Genomic DNA, 21138 nt, shown 5'->3' on the forward strand with positions numbered 1-21138 from the left:
GGGAGTAGTTACCCTCCATGCAAGAAATTATGCAATTCGTTAGCCGCCATCCGGTTCTGAGCATCGCGTGGATTGGCCTGCTGGCCGCTGTGCTGTTCACCACATTTAAGGGCCTGACGTCTAAGATTAAGGTTATCACCCGTGGTGAAGCGACGCGTCTGATTAACAAAGAAGATGCCGTCGTGGTCGATCTGCGTCAGCGTGACGATTTCCGCAAAGGGCACATTGCAGGCGCTATCAACCTGCTGCCAGCTGAAATCAAAGCCAACAACGTGGGCGAGCTTGAGAAGCATAAAGCCCAGCCGATTATCGTTGTTGACGGTACCGGCATGCAGGCGCAGGAATCTGCTAGCCTGCTTCATAAAGCAGGCTTCGAAAACGTCTCTGTACTGAAAGAAGGCATTTCCGGCTGGAGCGGAGAAAACCTTCCTTTGGTGCGCGGTAAATAAGGAGTTCAGTGATGGCCAATATCGAGATCTACACCAAAGCGACCTGCCCGTTCTGTCACCGTGCGAAAGCGCTGCTGAACAGCAAAGGCGTAACGTTCCAGGAACTGCCGATCGATGGTGACGCGATAAAACGCGAAGAGATGATTCAACGTAGTGGTCGCACGACGGTTCCGCAGATTTTTATTGATGCGCAGCACATTGGCGGCTGTGATGACTTGTATGCGCTCGACGCCCGTGGTGGACTCGATCCCCTGCTGAGCTAAGAGACTTTAGGACAATTTAAAAAGGGTTTTTCCATGTCAGAACAAAACAACACCGAAATGACTTTCCAGATCCAGCGTATCTACACCAAGGATGTCTCTTTCGAAGCGCCAAATGCGCCACATGTTTTCCAGAAAGATTGGCAGCCAGAGGTTAAACTTGATCTGGATACCGCATCAACCCAGCTGGCTGATGACGTGTATGAAGTCGTACTGCGTGTGACCGTGACCGCCTCTCTGGGCGAAGAAACTGCATTCCTGTGTGAAGTTCAGCAGGGCGGTATCTTCTCCATCGGCGGTATTGAAGGCAACCAGATGGCGCATTGCCTGGGTGCATACTGCCCGAACATCCTGTTCCCGTATGCGCGTGAATGCATCACCAGCCTGGTTTCTCGCGGTACATTCCCGCAACTGAACCTTGCGCCAGTTAACTTTGATGCGCTGTTCATGAACTATCTGCAGCAGCAGGCTGGCGAAGGTGCTGAACAACATCAGGATGCCTGATGAGCACTGTTAATGCGTCAATGACTGTGATCGGTGCCGGCTCTTACGGCACCGCTCTTGCCATCACGCTGGCAAGAAATGGTCACGAGGTGGTCCTGTGGGGCCACGACCCAAAACATATCGCAACGCTGCAGCACGACCGCTGCAACGTGGCGTTCCTTCCTGACGTTCCGTTCCCTGACTCCCTGCACCTGGAAAGCGACCTTGCGACCGCGCTGGCAGCCAGCCGCAATATTTTGATTGTGGTGCCGAGCCATGTGTTTGGCGACGTGCTACAGCAGATCAAGCCGCTGATGCGCCCGGATGCACGCATTGTGTGGGCAACGAAGGGGCTGGAAGCCGAAACCGGTCGTCTGTTGCAGGACGTTGCCCGCGAAGTGCTGGGTACCGAGATCCCGCTGGCGGTTATCTCCGGCCCAACGTTTGCCAAAGAGCTGGCCGCAGGCCTGCCAACGGCAATCTCGCTGGCCTCCACGGATCCTGTCTTTGCGGACGATCTTCAGCACCTGCTGCACTGCGGCAAGAGTTTCCGCGTGTACATCAACCCCGATTTTATCGGCGTGCAGCTGGGCGGTGCGGTGAAGAACGTCATCGCCATTGGCGCCGGGATGTCCGACGGCATTGGCTTTGGTGCCAATGCACGTACTGCGCTGATTACCCGTGGGTTAACCGAGATGTCCCGTCTCGGGGCGGCTCTGGGTGCCGATCCGGCCACCTTTATGGGGATGGCGGGTTTAGGCGATCTGGTGCTGACCTGTACCGACAACCAGTCGCGTAACCGCCGCTTTGGCATGATGCTCGGTCAGGGCATGGATGTAAAAGGCGCGCAGGAGAAGATTGGTCAGGTGGTTGAAGGCTACCGCAATACCAAAGAAGTCCGCGAATTGGCGCACCGTTTTGGTGTCGAAATGCCAATAACCGAGGAAATTTATCAGGTATTATATTGCGGAAAAAATGCGCGCGAGGCAGCATTGACCTTATTAGGTCGTGCGCGCAAGGACGAGCGCAGCAGTAACTAGTCGGAACCATTGTCACCTGAATGACCCAGCCAGCGCAGAACTGGCTGGTCATTATACTATCGTCTGGAGTAAGCAATGCCGTGTGAAGAACTGGATATCGTCTGGAATAATATTAAAGCCGAAGCCCGGGCGTTGGCCGACTGTGAGCCGATGCTGGCCAGTTTCTACCATGCAACGTTACTCAAGCACGAAAACCTCGGTAGTGCCCTGAGCTATATGCTCGCCAACAAGCTGGCGTCTTCAATCATGCCCGCCATCGCCATTCGTGAAGTGGTGGAAGAGGCCTACGCCGCAGACCCGGAAATGATCGCCTCTGCCGCCTGTGATATTCAGGCCGTGCGCACGCGTGATCCAGCGGTCGATAAATATTCTACGCCGCTGCTGTACCTTAAGGGTTTCCATGCCTTACAGGCGTACCGCATCGGCCACTGGTTATGGAAGGAAGGCCGCCGCGCGCTGGCAATTTTCCTGCAAAACCAGGTTTCTGTGACCTTCCAGGTTGATATTCACCCGGCGGCCAAAATTGGTCGGGGGATCATGCTCGACCATGCCACCGGGATTGTTGTGGGTGAGACGGCGGTCATTGAAGATGACGTGTCGATCCTGCAGTCGGTTACCCTGGGCGGTACCGGCAAAACCAGCGGCGATCGCCATCCGAAAATTCGTGAAGGGGTGATGATTGGCGCGGGTGCCAAAATCCTCGGCAATATCGAAGTGGGCCGCGGCGCGAAAATCGGCGCGGGCTCTGTGGTGCTGCAGCCCGTGCCGCCGCACACCACCGCCGCTGGCGTACCGGCGCGCATCGTCGGTAAGCCAGACAGTGATAAACCATCGATGGACATGGATCAGCACTTCAACGGCATTCACCATACGTTTGAGTATGGTGACGGCATTTAACTTCTGAGAATGGCGCCCGGATACCCCAGCTGGCGCCAGGCTTCATACACCACCACGGACACGGCGTTCGACAGGTTCATGCTACGGCTGTCCGGCATCATCGGAATACGGATTTTCTGCTCAGCGGGCAGGGCGTCCAGAATCGTGGCCGGCAGGCCGCGGGTTTCCGGGCCAAACATCAGATAGTCGCCTGCCTGGTAGCTCACGGCGCTGTGCGCGGGCGTGCCTTTGGTCGTCAGGGCAAACATGCGCTCTGGCTTTTCGCTTTCCAGAAACGCGGCGTAATCATGATGGCGAACCACTGCGGTAAATTCATGATAATCCAGCCCCGCACGACGCAGGCGTTTATCATCCCACGTAAAACCCATCGGCTCGATAATATGCAGGCGAAACCCGGTGTTGGCGCACAGGCGGATAATGTTGCCGGTATTAGGCGGAATTTCTGGTTCGAATAAAACGATGTTAAGCATGCTGCCCCCTTAATTGCGGGGGCAGCATAGCAGAAATGACGGGCACTACGCGACGCCGGGTTCCTGTGGGCGACAGCGCAGCATTTTGTAGACGGTGGCACCCGCGGCCACCAGCGCAGGCAGGCTGAGGATCATCAAAATACTGTCTGCCTGCCACTGCATGGAGAGAAGCTGCGCGCTGGTCATGGTACCCGCCACGCCACCAAAACGGCCAATTCCCTGCATCCACGCGATACCCGTCGCGCGGCATTCGGTTGGGTAGAAGGTGGCGGCCAGGGTTTGCATCCCTGATTGCGCGCCGTTCATGGCGATCCCCATCAGGAAAATCAATCCGCCAAACAGGGCGATGTGATTATGCTCCATGCCGAGCAGCAGGATGAGCGCCATGGTCAGCATAAACCCACCTGCCACCACCCTGTGCGCCTCCCAGCGGTCCATCATCCACCCGGCGAGAAGAATGCCTGCGGTACCGCCGAAGGTGAACAGCGAGGTGAGCCAGGCAGATTCCGCCAGCGGATAACCCATCCCCAGCATCAGCGTCGGCATCCAGCTCAGCAGGACGTAATAAATCACCAGCCCCATAAAGTAGGTCACCCACAGCATCAGGGTGCCGGGCAGCCAGGGCATAGAAAACAGCTGTGCCACGCTCCCTTTCTTAGACGCGACCCGCTCCTCCGCCAGGAAAAAGCCGGTCACGCCATCCAGCGTGCCGCGGGCGAAGCGGCTGGCGATACGGCGGATCTGCATCACGTCTCTTCCACGCTGAACCAGAAACTTCACCGACTCCGGAAAAAATAGCGCCAGCAGCAGCGTCAGGATCAGCGGGGCAATTGCGCCGGTCAGCAGTACGCTTCGCCAGCCGTGGTGAGGAATCAGCCAGGAGGAGATTGCCCCACCCCCCGCCGCGCCCAGAGGAAAACCGCAGTACATGGTATTGATCGCCATGGCGCGACAGCGCTTAGGGGCAAACTCTGAGATCAGCGTGATGGCGTTAGGCATTGCCGCACCCAAACCCAGGCCGGTGAGAAATCGCCACAGCGTCAGGGTGTTCAGGGTTTGCGCCCAGGCGGCGCCCAGGCTTGCAAGACCAAAGAATAAACACGAAAAGACCAGCACGCGCTTGCGGCCCATCCGGTCCGATACCGGACCTGCGATCAGCGCACCCAGCGACAGTCCCAACAGCGCGGCACTCAGTACCGGCCCCAGATCCTGTTTGTGGATCCCCCATTCTGCCGAGAGTGTCGGGGCAATGTAGCCCATTGCCGCTGTATCGAAACCATCGATTGCCAGCACCAGAAAGCCCAGCACAATGAGTAGCCAGTGAAACCATGAAAAGGAACTGTCGTCGATTACCTGCTGAATATCCACCTTACCTGAATAGGCCATACGCTCCTCTCTGATGTGATGTTGTTTTTGTGTTCTTGTATTTGCTTGTCTATACAATTGCGTGTGGCAGGGGATGTCAAATATTCTTATCTAATATGTTATCTAGATGTTATTTGCGACACAAAAACGCGCCCGATGGAGGAGATCGGACGCGTGAGTAAGGTAGGTTAAGGGGAGGGGGTCAGGCCGCATCTCCGTGGGTAAGCGGTGCCAGTGCCGCAGGGATCTTGCTCAGCTCCTGCACCAGAGAATCCTTGCTGATCTCGCCGATTGTTTTCGCCCCGGTGAGAGTCATTGCAACCTTCATCTCTTTCTCAATCAGGTTGAGCAGGTTTGCTACCCCTGCCTGGCCGCTGGTGGCCAGCGCGTAAAGATAAGCGCGTCCCAGCAGTACGCTGTCGGCACCCAGCGCAATCATACGCACCACGTCCAGCCCGTTACGAATACCGCTGTCGGCGAGGATAGCGATGTCGCCTTTAACCGCATCGGCAATCGCCGGAAGGGCGCGTGCGGATGAGAGGACGCCATCGAGCTGACGTCCGCCGTGGTTCGAGACCACTATCCCGTCTGCGCCAAAACGCACCGCGTCGCGGGCGTCGTCCGGGTCGAGGATCCCTTTGATCACCATTGGGCCGTCCCAAAATTCGCGGATCCACTCCAGGTCTTTCCAGGAGATGGACGGATCGAAATTGTTCGCCAGCCAGCCGATATAATCTTCCAGCCCGGTAGGCTTACCGAGATAAGCCGAGATGTTCCCCAGATCGTGTGGACGACCATTCAGGCCCACGTCCCACGCCCACTGCGGATGTGTTACCGCCTGCCAGTAACGACGCAGGGCAGCGTTCGGGCCGCTCATGCCGGAGTGGGCATCACGGTAGCGCGCGCCGGGGGTGGGCATATCAACGGTAAAGACCAGCGTGGAACAGCCCGCCGCTTTGGCGCGCTCCAGCGCGTTACGCATAAAGCCGCGATCGCGCAGGACGTACAGCTGGAACCACATTGGGCGCTTGATGGTCGGGGCGACCTCTTCAATCGGGCAGACAGACACGGTGGAGAGGGTAAACGGGATGCCTTTGGCATCCGCCGCGGCTGCGGCCTGCACTTCACCGCGACGGGCGTACATGCCACACAGCCCGACCGGGGCAAGCGCTACCGGCATGGAGAGCGTTTCGTTAAACAGTTTCGTCTCAAGGCTCAGATCCGACATATTCTTCAGCACGCGCTGACGCAGAGCCACCTCCGACAGATCTTCCACGTTACGGCGCAGGGTATATTCGGCATAGGCCCCGCCGTCGATATAGTGGAACAGGAACGGCGGCAAAATACGCTGCGCCGCGGCGCGGTAGTCACTGGCTGCTGAAATAATCATGCTTTGTTCTCCCTGGATATATCACTGTCGCCAGGCAGACGGGTAATACGCGCCTGTCGGGCCTGATCTTCATCAAATCGTTTAATGGTGGTGTGGACGAAGCCCAGATGCGCCATCATCGCCTTGCGTGCGGCCTCGGCATCACCGGCCAGAATGGCGTTGAGCACCGCCTCGTGCTGTTCGGTCAGTTGAGCAAAGACCGGCGGGACCAGATACATGCGCTGGCGGCTCTGCTTCACGGAGGATTGCAGCAGGTCGAAAAAACCGCGCATGGTCTGGAGCAGCACCACGTTGTGTGATGCCTCGGCAATCGCCAGGTGAAAGCGGACATCCGCCTGCGAAGCGATATCCGGGTCGCTGCTTTGCGTGGCGTCGAAGCAGGCCCTGAGCTTCTCTTTGTCGGCCTCGGTTGCTCGCATGGCCGCATGCCAGGCGGTACTGGTTTCGATGGCGTGACGGGCTTCGAGGATGTCGAAGCTGTAGTCCGGGTCATTCTCCATCAGGGTTTTGAGCGGCTGGACGATGTTTTGCTCGGACCAGTCGTCATGTTGCCAGCGCACAAAGGTGCCGCCGCCGCGACGGCTTACCAGTACTCCTTCGCTGACCAGCGTCGCCAGCGCTTCACGCAGGGAATTGCGCGACACGCCAAGCTGAGCGGCGAGTTGACGTTCAGCGGGCAATTTCATGCCTGCTTCCAGCTGTTGTTCTTCAATCAGCGCCCGCACGCGAGAGGCAATCTCGTCGGACAGGCGTCTGGGCATGACTATCATGGGATCATCCAGGTTAAGACATAGGCCTGCAGGGTGGTGATCACCCCGACCATGCAGGTGAATATCAGGCTGTGTTTCACGGTAAAACGGAACAGGTCGGACTCTTTACCCACCAGCCCTACCGCCGCACAGGCAATGGCGATGGACTGCGGAGAGATCATCTTCCCGGTCACGCCGCCGGTAGTATTCGCGGCCACCAGCAGCACGTCAGAGACGCCAATCTGCTGAGCCGCCGTCGCCTGCAGGGCGGCGAACAGGGCGTTAGACGAGGTATCTGAACCGGTCAGGAACACCCCCAGCCAGCCGAGGAACGGCGAGAAGAAGGTGAAGGCGTGGCCGGTATGGGCCAGCGCCAGTGCCAGCGTTGATGACAGGCCGGAGTAGTTCGAGATAAACGCGAACGCCAGCACCATGCCGATGGAGTAGATCGGCAGCATCAATTCTTTAATGGTCGCCGCAAAGGTCTGTACCGCGGCGGCCGGTTTCATGCGCAGCCACACCACAGAAAGGAGTGCGGCAAACAGGATGGCCGTGCCGGTGGCGGAGAACCAGTCAAACTTAAATACCGCCGCGTACGGCGTGGCGTCGTGCACCACTGGCGGCATACGGGCGACCATCTTGTCGAGGAACGGCACGGAGATGTTAATCACCATGTCGTACAGCGCACCGCCCGGGGCGAACAGGGCCTTAAACGGCGGGATGCTCCACAGCGTTACGGTGGCGGTCAGGAACAGGAATGGTGACCAGGCGCGAACGATCTGCCCGGCGGTATAGCCCGTGCGGGCGAGCGTCTGATCCACGTGCGACGCGCCCATATCGGCAAAGCGGAAGATGCGCACAGGCTGCCAGCGTTTCAGGAACAGCGTCAGACAGACCAGCGAGACCAGCGAAGAGATAATGTCCGGCAGCTCCGGGCCAAGGAAGTTCGAGCTGAGATACTGGGCAATCGCGAACGAACCGCCCGCCACCATCACCGCAGGCCAGGTCTCCTTCACGCCGCGCCAGCCGTCCATAATCGCCATGATCCAGAACAGCACGATAATGGTCAGGAACGGCAGCTGGCGGCCAACCATCTGACCAATTTCGAAGCTGTCCAGGCCAGTCACCTGGCCTGCGACCAGAATCGGAATACCCATCGCACCAAACGCCACCGGCGCGGTGTTGACGATCAGGCAAAGACCGGCGGCATAGAGCGGGTTAAAGCCCAGCCCCACCAGCAGCGCGGCGGTGATTGCCACCGGCGCACCAAACCCTGCCGCCCCTTCCAGAAACGCCCCGAAGGAGAAGCCGACAATCAGCATCTGCAGGCGCTGGTCCGGCGTGATGGAGAGAATCGACGAGCGAATGATGTCGAACTGCCCGGTTTTGACTGAGATTTTATAGACAAAGACTGCGGCGATGATGATCCACGCAATCGGCCACAGGCCGTAGAAGAAACCGTAAACAACGGATGCCAGCGCGCGATCGATCGGCATTTTGTAGAAGAACAGCGCCACCAGCAGCGCGATGGCGACGGTGTACGTCGCGGCGAGGTAGCCCTTCAGCTTGAGCTTAATCAGCGCAAAGAAGAAGAACAGGATCGGCAGCGATGCGATCAGGCTGGACAGCCAGATATTCCCGGCCGGGTCGTAGTTTTGTTGCCAGAGGCTCATGCAGGTCTCCTGGGGACCAGACAGCCTATGCTGCGGGTGAGTCTCCGCTCATCTCTGCGTCACAGTTTGTGTAAAAGTGGTCCTGCCAATATTGTGTTGTAGGGGTAATGACAATGAATGGTTAATCAACTGTTGCTATTCAGCAATATATTTGTGACGTGAATCATTGAAACTGTGAACGAAGGATAGCTTTAAAACCCATTGGTAGGACCAAATCCATAATGTGCAGGGGTGAGCAGGAACCGGGTCAAAATCGTGTCATTCAGTCAGGCGCGGTGCGTAGCGAAGGGGATAAAGAGAAGCAAGTACCGCAATTATGTTAACTTTAGGAGGGATTTATGTTTTATTCTGGTTTGTGTTGGGTGTCTTGCGTGTTAAGGGTGTGATTTTTTACCTAAAAATAAAAATTTTTTTTAGGTAAAAATGCGGAATATCATGTTTAGCAAAAAATTACATTTAAGGTAAATTTCACATATAGGATTTAACAGCTTATTACAAACGATCATTTGCTGATCAATGATAAAATATCCTTTATAAGCGCACCTGGCCAGTATAAAAACGATGTTTTTCGGACGATGCTAATAATTTCTTCTAATAATATTCTTAAAAAAATTGATCAAACAATGATCAGTTGTGTAAGTAAAATAATTTAGCTTCGGTATTAGGAGGTAGTTAATAATTCTCAGGGCTATGGAAATGCGTTAAATATGTTATCTGGTTGTTAAATATGAAATGTGAAACAGGCCTGCTGAGCGCTTTTAAGTGCGTAGACGTTAAAGGACATTTGATTTACTATTTATTCAGATACAACATTACAGAAGATGCTGAATTAAATTTTAACCACAAACTAATCATTGTTATTTGCGGCCTGACGAGTTTTCCAAAACTGTAGGATATAGCGGAAGGGTTTGCAGAAAATATACGGATTGTCACGCTGGGATGGACCCTGATTTATTCTTTGAGGTCGCGTCACCAATTCTGTTAGTACCCTTTGGGTGACGGCTTTAAAATCCTTATAGAAATTATTGTACCTGGTACAACAAATCAATATCTGTTTAATTTACAGAGGGGAAAGTGTTCCTAATGAAAATCAAAAATGTGGCGCTGGCATTTGCCACGGCGGGGTTTCTGTTATCTTCTCAGGCGGTGCTGGCAAGCAGTAATTCAGGCGTTAATACTAGCCTGAATACAGACGCAGGTACACAGAGCACAGGCGGTACAATCAACTTCACCGGCAAGATTACCCTTATTTCCTGTAACATTACTACGGCATCAAAAACCAAAACGGTAGATCTTGGGGCGTGGGCGAAAAGCTACTTCGATGAACACGTTGAAACAACGCCGCGTGAGTTCAAAATCAACGTCGAAAAATGCCCGGAAACGGTTAAATCTGTGGCGGTGCTGTTTGACGGGAATAAAGATGCGGTTGATGACTCGCTGTTGCAGGTTACGCCAGGCACGGGTATGGCGACGGGCGTCGGGGTGAAGCTTTATAACAGCGATCGCAGCACGGTTATTAAGCCGGGTACGGTTTCAAAAACCACCGCACCAGATGCTCAAGGCAATGCAGAATTAACGTTCTTTGCCGCACTGGACAAAGATGGAACGGAAATCAAAGCGGGTGATGTCAACGCTGTGTCCAATTTCCTGATGGTTTATAACTGATTATTTTTAGCCACCTCCAGAGATAATAGAGATGAAACGTTTGTCGTATATTATGCTCACTGCATTAATGATTAGCTCTGCGTCAGTTTCCGCAGGCGTAGTAATGGGGGGAACACGGATCGTATACCCGCAAAACAGTAAGGAGGTGGCATTTTCTGTATCTAATATGGAAAGTGCAGTTCCCTATCTGATTCAGTCGTGGGTTGAGAATGACGCTGAAGGGAAAAACCGCGCCGCGCCATTTATCGTCACGCCGCCACTATTCAGGCTTGATCCGGATCAGACCAATACGCTTCGTATTCAATATACCGGCGCGCCGCTGCCCGCAGATCGTGAATCCGTATTTTGGCTCGATATTAAGGCCATTGCGCCAAAGCCAAAAGAGAGCAGCAACGAATTACAAATTAACGTTAAATCGAAATTTAAAATTTTCTACCGCCCTGAAAACCTGAAAGGCGATGCTGCAACCGCCTGGCAAAAGGTGAGGTTCTCAACGACGCAGAAAGGGCTTGAGGCCACCAACCCGACGCCGTACTACGTCTCTTTTTATCGCCTCAGCGTCTCGGGGCACAACATTGAGCAACCGGGCATGATCGGCCCAGGCGAAACCCGCGAATGGCCTGTGGCAACCTCCGGCAGCGTTACCTGGTCGGCTATTAATGATTTTGGCGCTATTACCGCGACCCGGTCGCAGCCTCTTTAAACCATGCCTTCTCGCCTGTTTCGTTATGCGCCACTTTCGGTGCTGCTGCTCAGCTTCAGCCGTACAGGATGGGCCGAGGATTATTTTGATCCCGCCGCGCTGGAGCTTTCTTCTGCCGAACAGAAAACGGCGGATCTGCACTATTTCTCCGAAAAGGGCGGGCAGATGCCCGGCACGTGGCTCGTAACGATTGAGGTTAACGGACGCGAGGAACGGCATCAGGAGATTACTTTCGTCAATGAGAAAGGCAGCCTGCAGCCCGTGTTTAGCGTGCCGCTGCTGGAGACGCTCGGGGTGAATGTGGGGGCGATCCCGGCGCTTTCCCGGTTGCAGGAGGGAGAGACCTTCACGCATATCGCCGATTTTATCCCGGCGGCGCGGACCTCCTATGATTTTAACCAGCAGCGCCTGTTTCTCAGCCTGCCGCAGGCGGCGATGACGCACCGCAGCCGTGGCTATGTGCCCCCCTCGCAGTGGGATGACGGTATTCCGGCGGCATTTGTTGATTACAGCCTCACGGGGGGGCAGGCTCATCATCAAAACGGCGACACGACGTCAAGCTACCTTAGCCTGCGTAACGGCGTAAACCTGGGACCGTGGCGGCTGCGTAATACGTCGGCCTGGAGCTACAGCAACGCGGGCGGCAATCGTTTTCAGTCACAAAGCAGCTGGCTGAGCAGGGATATTCGCAGCCTGAACAGCCAACTGCGGATCGGCGATGCCTGGACTGCCGGCGACCTGTTCGATAGCGTGGCGTTTCGCGGGGTTCAGCTCTCATCCAGCGAGAGTATGTTACCCGACAGCCAGCGCGGCTTCGCGCCGACAATTCGCGGCGTCGCGCACAGCTATGCCAGGGTTTCTGTTTCGCAAAATGGCTATGTGATTTATGAAACCTGGGTAGCAGCCGGGCCGTTTGTTATTAACGATCTGTTCCCCGGCGCGCAAAGCGGCGATTTGCAGGTGACCATCACGGAAAGCGACGGCTCGAAACGCGTATTTACCCAGCCTTATTCTGCGGTGCCGTTTATGCGGCGCCAGGGCAGCCTGAAATACAGCCTCAACGCCGGACGCTTTCACTCCGGCTCCAGCGATGCCCGGTCGCCGGACTTTGTTGAAGGCGCTTTTTTCTACGGCTTGTTCTCCAGTATGACGGTATACGGCGGCTTTCGTACCGCGAATAACTACCAGGCCGGCGCCATTGGCGTGGGCAGAGGGTTTGGCGCGTTCGGCTCGCTGGGCGTTGACGATACGCTGGCAAAAAGCCGTTTATCTGACGGCAAAAGCGTAATCGGGCAGGCGTGGCGCGTTCAGTATCAGAAGGATTTTAATACCACCGGCACCGCCTTCAATCTGGCGAGCTATCGTTATGCTTCGCGCAACTTTTATGAGTTTAGCGAGCTGAATCAGTCTGACAGCCAGCAGTTACGGCTCAATAACCGCCGTAGCCGCTCGCAAATAACCTTCTCACAGACGCTGGGGCAGTTCGGCAGTCTTAGCGTTTCGGCGTGGATGCAGGATTACTGGCACACCTCCGGGCAGGATAAAACCATACACCTTGGCTGGTACACCAGCTGGCGGGGCATTTCATGGGGAGCGGGGTATGACTATACCGACTCAGCGCGCGAGCAACATCCCGATCGCACCGTGTCGTTTAATATCAATATTCCGCTCGGTAACTGGCTACCGGACAGCTCGGTGAGTTACTTCATCAATAAAAATAACCGTGGGATGTCCACGCAGCAGGTGTCACTCAACGGCAGCGCGCTGGCGAACCGCAACCTCAACTATAGCGTTCAGCAGAGTAAAGCCAGTGAGGGACAAGCCGACAGCACCAGTCTGGCGCTGCAATACAACGGCGGCTACGGCAACGTAAGCCTCGGTTATGATCGCAGCCGAAACGGCGATAATGCCAGTCTCGGCCTCGCCGGGGGCGTTATCGCCACGCAGTATGGCGTCACGCTCAGCCAGCCGCTGGGCGATAGCGTCGCCCTGCTGCGCGTGCCTGGCGCGGCGAACGTTGAGCCGGAGGGCTACAGCGGCATCCATACCGACAGTCGCGGCTACGCGGTTATGCCCGCGCTTTCGGCCTATCGTAAGAATACTGTCAATCTTGATACGGCGACGCTTGGCGAAAACGTCGACGTTGAGCAGAGCGGTCTGACGCTCGTTCCCACCAGCGGCGCGGTGGTGCTTGCTAATTACGCAACGCACATTGGCTATCGCGTGCTGTTCTCCCTGCGATACCACGGCGAGCCATTGCCATTTGGCGCCCAGGCCGAGGTGGTGGAGCAAAAACGTCGTTCAGCCAACCGAAGCATGGTGGCTGACGGCGGTCAGGCTTACCTGAGCGGAGTACCAGAGCGCGGCACGCTGCGCGTAACCTGGTATGAAGACGGAGAGCCGCGTCAGTGCCAGACGCCGTTCAAACTGGGGGCGGTTCATATGGCTCCCGGCATCGCTACGCTGTCTCTTGAGTGCCACTAGAGGAATATTATGCGTCACTTTATTCAATGGGTTTTCTACCTCAGTCTACTTTCTCTTTTTGGCATGCTGAGTTTTCATGTGCACGCCCAGGCCTCGCCCTGCCACACCACGCGCAATCAGTGGGTTGTCCAGGTACCCTACGCCATTGGATATGCTCCTGGCACAGCGGACTGGACGCCGGTTTCCGCGCCGATACAGTCTACCGGGGCGGATTTTTACAGCTGCGATGGCGGAAATGACGCCTGGCGAAGTATCGGATTTGTCGAGATGGATAATCCCGTCGGCACCGTGGTGGGGGAAGACGGTGCGTCGCGGCACGTCTACAAAACCCAGATTGAAGGCATCGGCTACGCGCTCGGGTTCCGCGAGCAGCAGTACTGTGGTGCGGATGCTGTGCGGTATATTGACGGCACCAGCCCGGTGGACGGCAACGAGTCACGCCGTATCTGCGACGCCTCACAGAATCCTGCTTTTGCCAGCGCCTCAACCTATAAGATGCAGTTCTGGGTGGTGTTTTACAAAATACCGACGTCCAGCGCCATGCCTGATGATAACGCCAACTCCCAGGAGCAAAACGTCGGATCGCTGATATTACAGGCGGGAGAAAACAAAGCCAGCGCGACCAGCGTCGCGACACCGGTGCAGATCCGTCTCGCCAGCTTCACGGTCAGGCATACCAGCTGTTCCGTTGGTTCCCGCAGCATTCTGGTGCCGATGGGAACCGTAAGCCAGCGTGAATTTCACGGCACAGGCTCCCGCGCCGGTGGCGGACGCTTCAGCATTCCGGTGACCTGTGAAAATAACACGACGGTGAAGATGGGCTTTTTCGGCGATACCACGCCGGGCAACGATCGGGCGCTGGCGTTAACGAAGCAGCAGGACAGCGCCAGCGGCGTCGGGATCGAACTGCTTTATGGCGACAATACCGGCTCGGTTCAGGGGCAGGTGGTGCCGTGGAACACCCCGCAGGTGTCGGCGCTTGGGCAGGTGGGAGATAACCAGACGCAGACCTTCTGGTTTGATGCGCATTATATTCAGACAGAAGAGAACGTGACGGCGGGAAAAGCGGATGCGATGGCCACGTTTAACCTGATTTACAACTGAGTGTTCCCCTGCCGCTGCGGCAGGGGAGACCGATCAGAACGCCGTCTTACAAAAACCCGTCATCTCTTTCAGGCCCATCTCGCGGCCAAGCTCGGTCATCGGGTGGACCACCACCAGACCCCGTACGCTTTTCTTCAGCTTGCCCATATCGGCCTGCTCTTTTTTGGTAATGGCGCGGCGGTGCGGCATATTCATCAGCTTCTGCGCTTCTTTACTCAGCTTCTGGCTTTTCACTTCGCGCAGGCGCTCGATCTCCGCTTCCAGCTTCGCGGTCTCTTTCTCAAGCTCGGCGTACTTCTCGGCGGAGTCTACCAGCGAGAGACCGGCCATCTGATGGCGGATCAGATCCAGGCGGTCGCTCAGGCGTTTAATTTCGTTCTTTTCGACTTCTTTCATGACAAATAACTCTGAAAACGGGGAATTTAGAGGGAAGGATACACCAATGTGAGCAGGCTTACTTCTGAAACGCTTTTTTTAAGCTGATTCGGGAAATCAGCTCAGTCAGGGAAAGAACCATCGTGGAACGGACAACCTGTTGATAACGCAGCTTTTGCATGGCGTACAGTTCCGGGTCGCTGTTATCAAAATGGGGGGCATGGGGGAGCGCGGTAACGCAATGCAGCTCGCCGAAGGGGCCAAGGATCTCGTCATCGGTAAAGGTGTACTCATTACCGTCATGATTGAGCTCTTCGCGCAGCGCCATCAATAGCTCCGCATCTTCATACTCTTGCCGGTTCAGCACGCCAAGACCATAAATCAGCTTCAGACGCACGGATAAATCGCCCAGCGGTCCGTCGCCGTCCAGTAACGGTTCTACAGCATATTTTACCGCGTAGTCGTCTTTGCGAAACACCTGAAGTACCAGGATATTCACCGCCTCGGTTAACAACTCGACGGCGGTAATCAGGAAACTTCGTACGGTTTTGCCAGCATTCAGACGCTCAAGCACACGATTTTCAAAGGCCTGGGTTTGTTCCATTATTGCCTGCATATCTGACAATCTGTAATCAGGGCGCAGGATCACCTGCGCCTCACTGTGCATCATTTGGTTGCGTTATATGCGTTAACCGCCTCCGCAACCACGTCGCTGTTGGCGTCCAGACCGGAAATCTGCGCCAGCGCAGCCTGTGCGCCCTGGTCATCAATCAGCTGAGCCAGCTCCTGCGCCTGCGGATCCTGCTCGCTGCGGTAGTGCATCGCGGCGGCAATCCCTTTCACCAGGTTGGCGTGCGGCAGGCCGTATTCCAGCGTACCCAGCAGCGGCTTAATCAGGCGATCGCCCGCGCTCAGCTTACGCAATGGCTGGCGGCCCACGCGCTCAACGTCATCTTTCAGATACGGGTTTTCAAAACGACCGAGGATTTTCTGGATGTATGCTGCGTGTTTATCAGCATCAAAACCGTAGCGTTTGATCAGCACCGCGCCGCTCTCTTCCATTGCCCCTTTTACCACCGCGCGGATCTTCTCGTCGAGGATCGCATCACGAATAGTCTGATGACCGGCCAATTTTCCGAGGTACGCGGTTATAGCATGACCCGTGTTCAGCGTGAAGAGTTTACGTTCCACAAATGCCATCAGGTTATCCGTTAATTCCATACCTGGAATGGTCGGCAGCGCGCCTTTAAATTGGGTTTTGTCCACGATCCACTCGCTGAAGGTTTCTACCGTCACTTCCAGCGGGTCGTTAGTTGCAGATTCTGACGGCGGAACGATACGGTCAACGGCGGAATCCACGAAGCCAACGTGCGCTTCAACCCAGGCTTTGTCTTCGTCCGCAACGGCGGCCAGAACGTGACCTTTCAACTGCGTGGTGCCACGCACCATATTTTCACAGGCAATGATGTTCAGCGGGGTATCGATGCCCTGCGCTTTACGTTTTGCCAGGCCTTTTGCGACCGCAGGCGCGATGCGCTCAAGTACCACCGGGCCCACCGCGGTGGTCACCAGGTCAACGCTGGCGATGAGGTCGATAACATCGTCGCCAATGCTGCTTACCGCGTTGACGCCAGAGACCGTTTCAACCTGCTCGTTTTCTCCCACCACGTGTACCTGGTAGCTATGACGGGCATTCAGGGCATCCAGAACGACCTGATTCACATCGGCGAATGTCAGCGTAATGCCCGCGTCTGCCAGCAGTTTGCCGATAAAGCCACGACCGATATTACCTGCGCCAAAATGTAATGCTTTCATAGTGTTAACCTTTATCAATGTTTTTACCCGAGAGGGCTGGGGTGAGGAACGTATACCCCTCACCCTAGCCCTCTCCCCAAAAGGGAGAGGGAAGATACGCTGTTATTTGTTGAGGAGTGCCAGCACTTCTTCAACGCTTTCAGTCTGTGCCAGACGCTCGATGACGGACTCATCATCCAGCGCGTTGGTCAGGCTGGTAATCACCTGGATGTGCTCGTTATTGCGAGCGGCGATACCAATCACCAGACGGGCAATGTCGTCTTCTTCTTCACCGAAGCGCACGCCATCAGGATACTGGCAGAAGACCACGCCGGTTTTGAGCACGCGGTCTTTCGCTTCCACCGTACCGTGCGGCACCGCGATGGATTCGCCCAGGTAGGTTGGCGTCAGTTTTTCGCGTTCCAGCATCGCGTCGACATATTCAGGCTGAACGTAGCCGCCTTTTACCAGCTGCTCACCGGCAAAGCGAATTGCCTCTTCTTTGGTGGCTGCGGTACGACCGAGGAAGATGTTCTCCGCGCCCAGCTTAAACAGGTGAGCATTGCTCTCGTCAAAGCTGTCCTGCAGGCTGGTCCGCACTTTCACTTCGTTGTCTTCGTGACGCTGTGCGGCCACCAGACGTTCAGTCAGGCTGGTGTACAGGCCGCTGTCGAGGAAGTTGGTCAGCGAAATATGCTGTGCCTGCGGTACCTGGCGCATGGCACGTTCGGTCAGGTCACGGTGCGTAATCACCAGGTCAACATCCGGTGGCAGGCTGTTAATGGCGCTGTTGGTCACTGAGATATTGGTCAGGCCTGCATCCTGCACTTTCTTACGCAGCACGCCGGCACCCATTGCGCTGGAACCCATACCGGCATCACAGGCAACGATGATTTTACGCACGTGGCTCAGGTCGTTAGAAACATCACCCGCTGACAGCGGCGTTGCGCCTTTGGACTCGGCTTTCATGTCGTGCATACGACGGGTGGCCGCTTCGATATCGTCATCTTCTTTCACTTTGCTGGTTTTCAGCAGGATAGAAGCGACTACGAAGGAGACCGCCATTGCCGCACAGATAGCCGCGATGTTAGCAAAATAGGCACCTTTCGGCGTCATTGCCAGTACCGCCAGGATAGAGCCCGGAGACGCCGGAGAAACCAGACCACCGTTCAGCACGCTCAGGGTGAACACACCGGTCATACCGCCGAGGATAACGGCCAGGATCAGACGTGGGTTCATCAGCACGTACGGGAAGTAAATTTCGTGAATACCGCCCAGGAAGTGAATGATAGCCGCACCGCCAGCAGACTGCTTCGCGCTGCCGCGACCAAAGAACATGTACGCCAGCAGAACGCCCATACCCGGACCCGGGTTCGCTTCAATCAGGAAGAAGATGGACTTGCCGAGGTCATGAGACTGCTGAATACCCAGCGGTGAGAAGATACCGTGGTTAATGGCGTTGTTCAGGAACAGGATTTTCGCCGGTTCAACAAAGATAGACGCCAGCGGCAGCATGTCGTGCGCCACCATGAAGTTAACGCCCGCCGCCAGAATCTTGGACAGGACTTCAACTGCCGGGCCAATGCCGAGGAACGCCAGAATCGCGAGGATCATCCCGATGATGCCCGCAGAGAAGTTGTTCACCAGCATCTCGAAGCCGGATTTGATTTTGCCATCAACCCAAACGTCGAATTTCTTAATCGCCCAGCCACCCAGAGGACCGGCGATCATCGCACCGAGAAACATCGGCATATCCGCACCGACGATAACACCCATGGTTGTGATGGCACCCACTACGCCACCACGGTCACCGCCCACCAGACGACCACCGGTATAACCGATGAGCAGCGGCAGCAGGTAAGTAATCATTGGGCCAACAAGTTTCGCCAGCGTTTCGTTAGGCAACCACCCTGTCGGAATGAATAATGCAGTGATGATACCCCACGCGATAAACGCGCCGATATTTGGCATCACCATATTGCTGAGGAAACGACCAAAGCTTTGAACTTTGATCTTGAAATCGGATGACATAAAACACCCCTTCTTCTGTTTACGCTTAGGCTTGCGGCCCGAGGTTTATTGTTAATGAGGCGGCAGAGGTAGCCGGGCCCTGTTCTGATGCTGTGAAATCTGGCACTGAATCGTTCAACTGTCCAGACGGCGAAAAATTGTGTGATCACAATCACGTAAATGCAGGGGGTGTGGCGGGAAATGAGGTGATCTGAATCACAAAACCACAGTCTAAAAAAAACACAATGGGGAGAAAATCGGCAAAACACCCCTGTTTTTGTGAGATGTATCACATTTAGTTGTCGCGAGTTTGTTTCTGAGTTGTGATTTAATTCACAAAAAATTTTTATGCGGATTTCTCCGGCTGTGATCGGCGGCAAATTCTGCCTGACGAATGAGCGTCACGATGGTTCTGGGCAACACGCAAAGCTAAAAAACCACTTTTCATGTGTGGTATGGCGAAAAGCGAAAACGTGGATTACGCTCATAATGTAAGGTTAAGTATATTATTATTCAGGATATATTTTGACACGTTTATAAACTTGCATGGAGATATTATAAAAACCGATACTCCCCGGCTCTGAAATAACCAGTCTACCTTTTATGTTTAAAAATAAATTAATTAGGTTGCGTACTGTTTTATTAATTTAATGAGTTGACGTTGTTTAAGTGAGGAGAATATGTTTCTCAACTATTTTGCGCTGGGCGTATTGATTTTTGTTTTTCTGGTTCTGTTTTACGGAATCATCGCCATTCATGACATCCCCTATAACATGGCCAAAAAGCGTAATCATCCCCATGCCGATGCAATCCACACGGCGGGCTGGATTAGCCTGTTTACGCTCCATGCCATCTGGCCGTTCCTGTGGATCTGGGCCACGCTGTACCGGGAAGATCGCGGTTGGGGCATGCAAAACCACATCACCAAAGCTGATGAGGTGCCGGGTATGGATGCGCTGACCAAACGCGTGGCCGAATTAGAACAAAAGCTGGCAGCGGTACAGCCCACTGCTGATACGAAAACGCTGGAGCGCTAATTATGGATCTGTTGATTATTTTGACCTACGTGGCGTTTGCCTGGGCGATTTTTAAAATATTCCGTATTCCGGTCAATCAGTGGACGCTCGCCACCGCCACATTAGGTGGGGTATTTATTGTGGCGGGCCTTATTTTATTAATGAACTATAACCACCCGTATACGTTTACGGCGCAAAAAGCGGTTATTTCCATTCCGATTACGCCGCAGGTGACCGGCGTGGTCAGCGAAGTCACTGATAAAAATAACCAGCTTATTAAAAAAGGCGAAGTGTTATTTAAACTTGATCCGGGCCGCTATCAGGCACGGGTCGACAGACTGCAGGCCGACCTGGTGACCGCGACGCACAATATCTACGTGCTCAAAGCGCAGTTGTCTGAAGCAGTAGCCAACACCACGCGCGTGTCCGCCGAGCGGGACCGTCTGTATAAAGATTACCAGCGCTATCTCAAAGGCAGCCAGGCGAAGGTAAACCCGTTCTCTGAGAGCGATATCGACAACGCGCGGCAGAACTATCTGGCTCAGGACGCGCTGGTAAAAGGTTCAGTGGCGGAACAGACGCAGATCAAAAGCCAGTTAGACAGCATGGTGAACGGCGAACAGTCGCAGATAGCCTCTTTACGCGCCCAGCTGGCCGAAGCCAAATACAACCTGGATCAGACCGTGGTACGTGCGCCGAGCAATGGCTACATCACCCAGGTGCTGATTCGCCCGGGGACGTATGCCGCCGCGCTGCCGCTGCGTCCGGTCATGGTCTTTATTCCTGAACAGAAACGCCAGATTGTGGCCCAGTTCCGTCAGAACTCGCTGCTGCGTCTGAAGCCGGGCGATGAAGCGGAAGTGGTGTTTAACGCCCTGCCGGGGCAGGTCTTCTCCGGCAAGCTCACCAGCATTCTGCCGGTGGTGCCAGGGGGCTCATATCAGGCGCAGGGGGCGCTGCAATCGCTAACGGTAACACCGGGAACGGATGGCGTGCAGGCGCTGATAGAACTGGAGCCTAACGCCGACGTTGATGCGTTGCCGGACGGTATTTACGCGCAGGTGGCGGTCTATTCCGACCATTTCGCGCACGTCTCGGTGATGCGTAAAGTCCTGCTGCGCATGACCAGCTGGATGCACTATCTCTATCTTGATCATTAATCCTCGCCGGGCAGGAATGCGACATGCATACCTGCCCTTTTTTCAGCGCTT

20 protein-coding genes are annotated in these 21138 nt (G+C 55.2%); 11 read left to right on the forward strand and 9 right to left on the reverse strand.

Going from position 1 to position 21138, the window contains the following annotated elements; translation table 11 throughout:
- Positions 1-17 precede the first annotated feature (17 nt).
- The 5 genes from AK59_RS0102080 (at position 18) to cysE (ending at position 3129) form a co-directional block, all read left to right on the forward strand.
- The gene (locus AK59_RS0102080) at positions 18-449 is read left to right on the forward strand and encodes a rhodanese-like domain-containing protein (protein ID WP_013094920.1); all 432 of its coding nucleotides are present in this window, start codon (positions 18-20) and stop codon (positions 447-449) included.
- Between the two features lie 11 nt (positions 450-460).
- Positions 461-712, forward strand: coding sequence for a glutaredoxin 3 (gene grxC / locus AK59_RS0102085; RefSeq protein WP_010426371.1), 252 nt, complete (start codon positions 461-463; stop codon positions 710-712).
- A gap of 33 nt (positions 713-745) precedes the next feature.
- Complete coding sequence (secB, locus tag AK59_RS0102090) at positions 746-1213, forward strand: protein-export chaperone SecB (protein WP_003860835.1); 468 nt, start codon at positions 746-748, stop codon at positions 1211-1213.
- A complete protein-coding gene (gene gpsA, locus AK59_RS0102095) occupies positions 1213-2232 on the forward strand; it encodes an NAD(P)H-dependent glycerol-3-phosphate dehydrogenase (RefSeq protein ID WP_029881908.1) in 1020 nt (339 codons plus the stop codon). The genes secB and gpsA overlap by 1 nt, the downstream gene beginning before the upstream one ends.
- A 75-nt stretch (positions 2233-2307) precedes the next feature.
- A complete protein-coding gene (gene cysE, locus AK59_RS0102100; protein WP_013094922.1) occupies positions 2308-3129 on the forward strand; it encodes a serine O-acetyltransferase in 822 nt (273 codons plus the stop codon).
- Here the strand turns inward: cysE and trmL are convergent.
- The 5 genes from trmL to lldP all read right to left on the reverse strand — a co-directional run bounded on the left by trmL (position 3126) and on the right by lldP (position 8776).
- Positions 3126-3599, reverse strand: coding sequence for a tRNA (uridine(34)/cytosine(34)/5-carboxymethylaminomethyluridine(34)-2'-O)-methyltransferase TrmL (gene trmL / locus AK59_RS0102105; protein ID WP_013094923.1), 474 nt, complete (start codon positions 3597-3599; stop codon positions 3126-3128). The two genes, cysE and trmL, sit on opposite strands and share 4 nt — an antisense overlap.
- A gap of 45 nt (positions 3600-3644) precedes the next feature.
- Positions 3645-4985 carry an MFS transporter gene (locus AK59_RS0102110; protein ID WP_029881909.1) on the reverse strand — a complete coding sequence of 447 codons (1341 nt, stop codon included), beginning with the start codon at positions 4983-4985 and terminating at the stop codon, positions 3645-3647.
- Positions 4986-5166: 181 nt separating this feature from the next.
- Positions 5167-6354 carry an FMN-dependent L-lactate dehydrogenase LldD gene (gene lldD / locus AK59_RS0102115; protein ID WP_029881910.1) on the reverse strand — a complete coding sequence of 396 codons (1188 nt, stop codon included), beginning with the start codon at positions 6352-6354 and terminating at the stop codon, positions 5167-5169.
- Positions 6351-7124 (reverse strand): transcriptional regulator LldR, encoded by a 774-nt coding sequence (gene lldR, locus AK59_RS0102120; RefSeq protein ID WP_020686511.1) that lies wholly within the window; start codon positions 7122-7124, stop codon positions 6351-6353. Before lldR ends, lldD begins: the two co-directional genes overlap by 4 nt.
- Positions 7121-8776, reverse strand: a complete 1656-nt coding sequence (lldP, locus tag AK59_RS0102125) for an L-lactate permease (RefSeq protein ID WP_023621174.1) — start codon at positions 8774-8776, stop codon at positions 7121-7123. Before lldP ends, lldR begins: the two co-directional genes overlap by 4 nt.
- Before the next feature lie 1083 nt (positions 8777-9859).
- On the opposite strand from lldP, the gene AK59_RS0102130 reads away from it, so the two are divergent.
- Genes AK59_RS0102130 through AK59_RS0102145 form a run of 4 tightly spaced genes read left to right on the forward strand, consistent with a single transcriptional unit; the run spans position 9860 to position 14732 of the window.
- Entirely contained in the window at positions 9860-10441 is a 582-nt protein-coding gene (locus AK59_RS0102130; RefSeq protein ID WP_029881911.1) for a fimbrial protein, read from the forward strand.
- A 31-nt stretch (positions 10442-10472) separates the two neighbouring features.
- Positions 10473-11144 carry a fimbrial biogenesis chaperone gene (locus AK59_RS0102135; RefSeq protein ID WP_029881912.1) on the forward strand — a complete coding sequence of 224 codons (672 nt, stop codon included), beginning with the start codon at positions 10473-10475 and terminating at the stop codon, positions 11142-11144.
- 3 nt (positions 11145-11147) lie between these two features.
- Complete coding sequence (locus tag AK59_RS0102140; protein ID WP_029881913.1) at positions 11148-13628, forward strand: fimbria/pilus outer membrane usher protein; 2481 nt, start codon at positions 11148-11150, stop codon at positions 13626-13628.
- A gap of 9 nt (positions 13629-13637) precedes the next feature.
- On the forward strand, positions 13638-14732 hold the full coding sequence (locus AK59_RS0102145; protein ID WP_029881914.1) for a fimbrial protein: 1095 nt from the start codon (positions 13638-13640) through the stop codon (positions 14730-14732).
- Positions 14733-14765: 33 nt separating this feature from the next.
- Here the strand turns inward: AK59_RS0102145 and AK59_RS0102150 are convergent, their stop codons facing one another.
- From AK59_RS0102150 to AK59_RS0102165, 4 genes are all read right to left on the reverse strand, one after another.
- Positions 14766-15128 carry a YibL family ribosome-associated protein gene (locus tag AK59_RS0102150; protein ID WP_023621173.1) on the reverse strand — a complete coding sequence of 121 codons (363 nt, stop codon included), beginning with the start codon at positions 15126-15128 and terminating at the stop codon, positions 14766-14768.
- A 58-nt stretch (positions 15129-15186) separates the two neighbouring features.
- Entirely contained in the window at positions 15187-15777 is a 591-nt protein-coding gene (mtlR, locus tag AK59_RS0102155; RefSeq protein WP_029881915.1) for a mannitol operon repressor MtlR, read from the reverse strand.
- The gene (gene mtlD / locus AK59_RS0102160) at positions 15774-16922 is read right to left on the reverse strand and encodes a mannitol-1-phosphate 5-dehydrogenase (protein ID WP_013094932.1); all 1149 of its coding nucleotides are present in this window, start codon (positions 16920-16922) and stop codon (positions 15774-15776) included. Before mtlD ends, mtlR begins: the two co-directional genes overlap by 4 nt.
- Positions 16923-17024: 102 nt before the next feature.
- Entirely contained in the window at positions 17025-18932 is a 1908-nt protein-coding gene (locus tag AK59_RS0102165; protein ID WP_020686515.1) for a PTS mannitol transporter subunit IICBA, read from the reverse strand.
- A 659-nt stretch (positions 18933-19591) separates the two neighbouring features.
- Here AK59_RS0102165 and AK59_RS0102170 point away from each other — a divergent pair.
- Both AK59_RS0102170 and AK59_RS0102175 read left to right on the forward strand, forming a co-directional pair.
- Entirely contained in the window at positions 19592-19948 is a 357-nt protein-coding gene (locus AK59_RS0102170) for a DUF3302 domain-containing protein (RefSeq protein WP_029881916.1), read from the forward strand.
- Between the two features lie 2 nt (positions 19949-19950).
- Positions 19951-21087, forward strand: a complete 1137-nt coding sequence (locus AK59_RS0102175) for an HlyD family secretion protein (RefSeq protein WP_029881917.1) — start codon at positions 19951-19953, stop codon at positions 21085-21087.
- The last annotated feature ends 51 nt before the right edge of the window (positions 21088-21138 follow it).

It is taken from the genome of Enterobacter sp. T1-1 (assembly GCF_000710795.1).
Taxonomy (GTDB): domain Bacteria; phylum Pseudomonadota; class Gammaproteobacteria; order Enterobacterales; family Enterobacteriaceae; genus Enterobacter; species Enterobacter cloacae.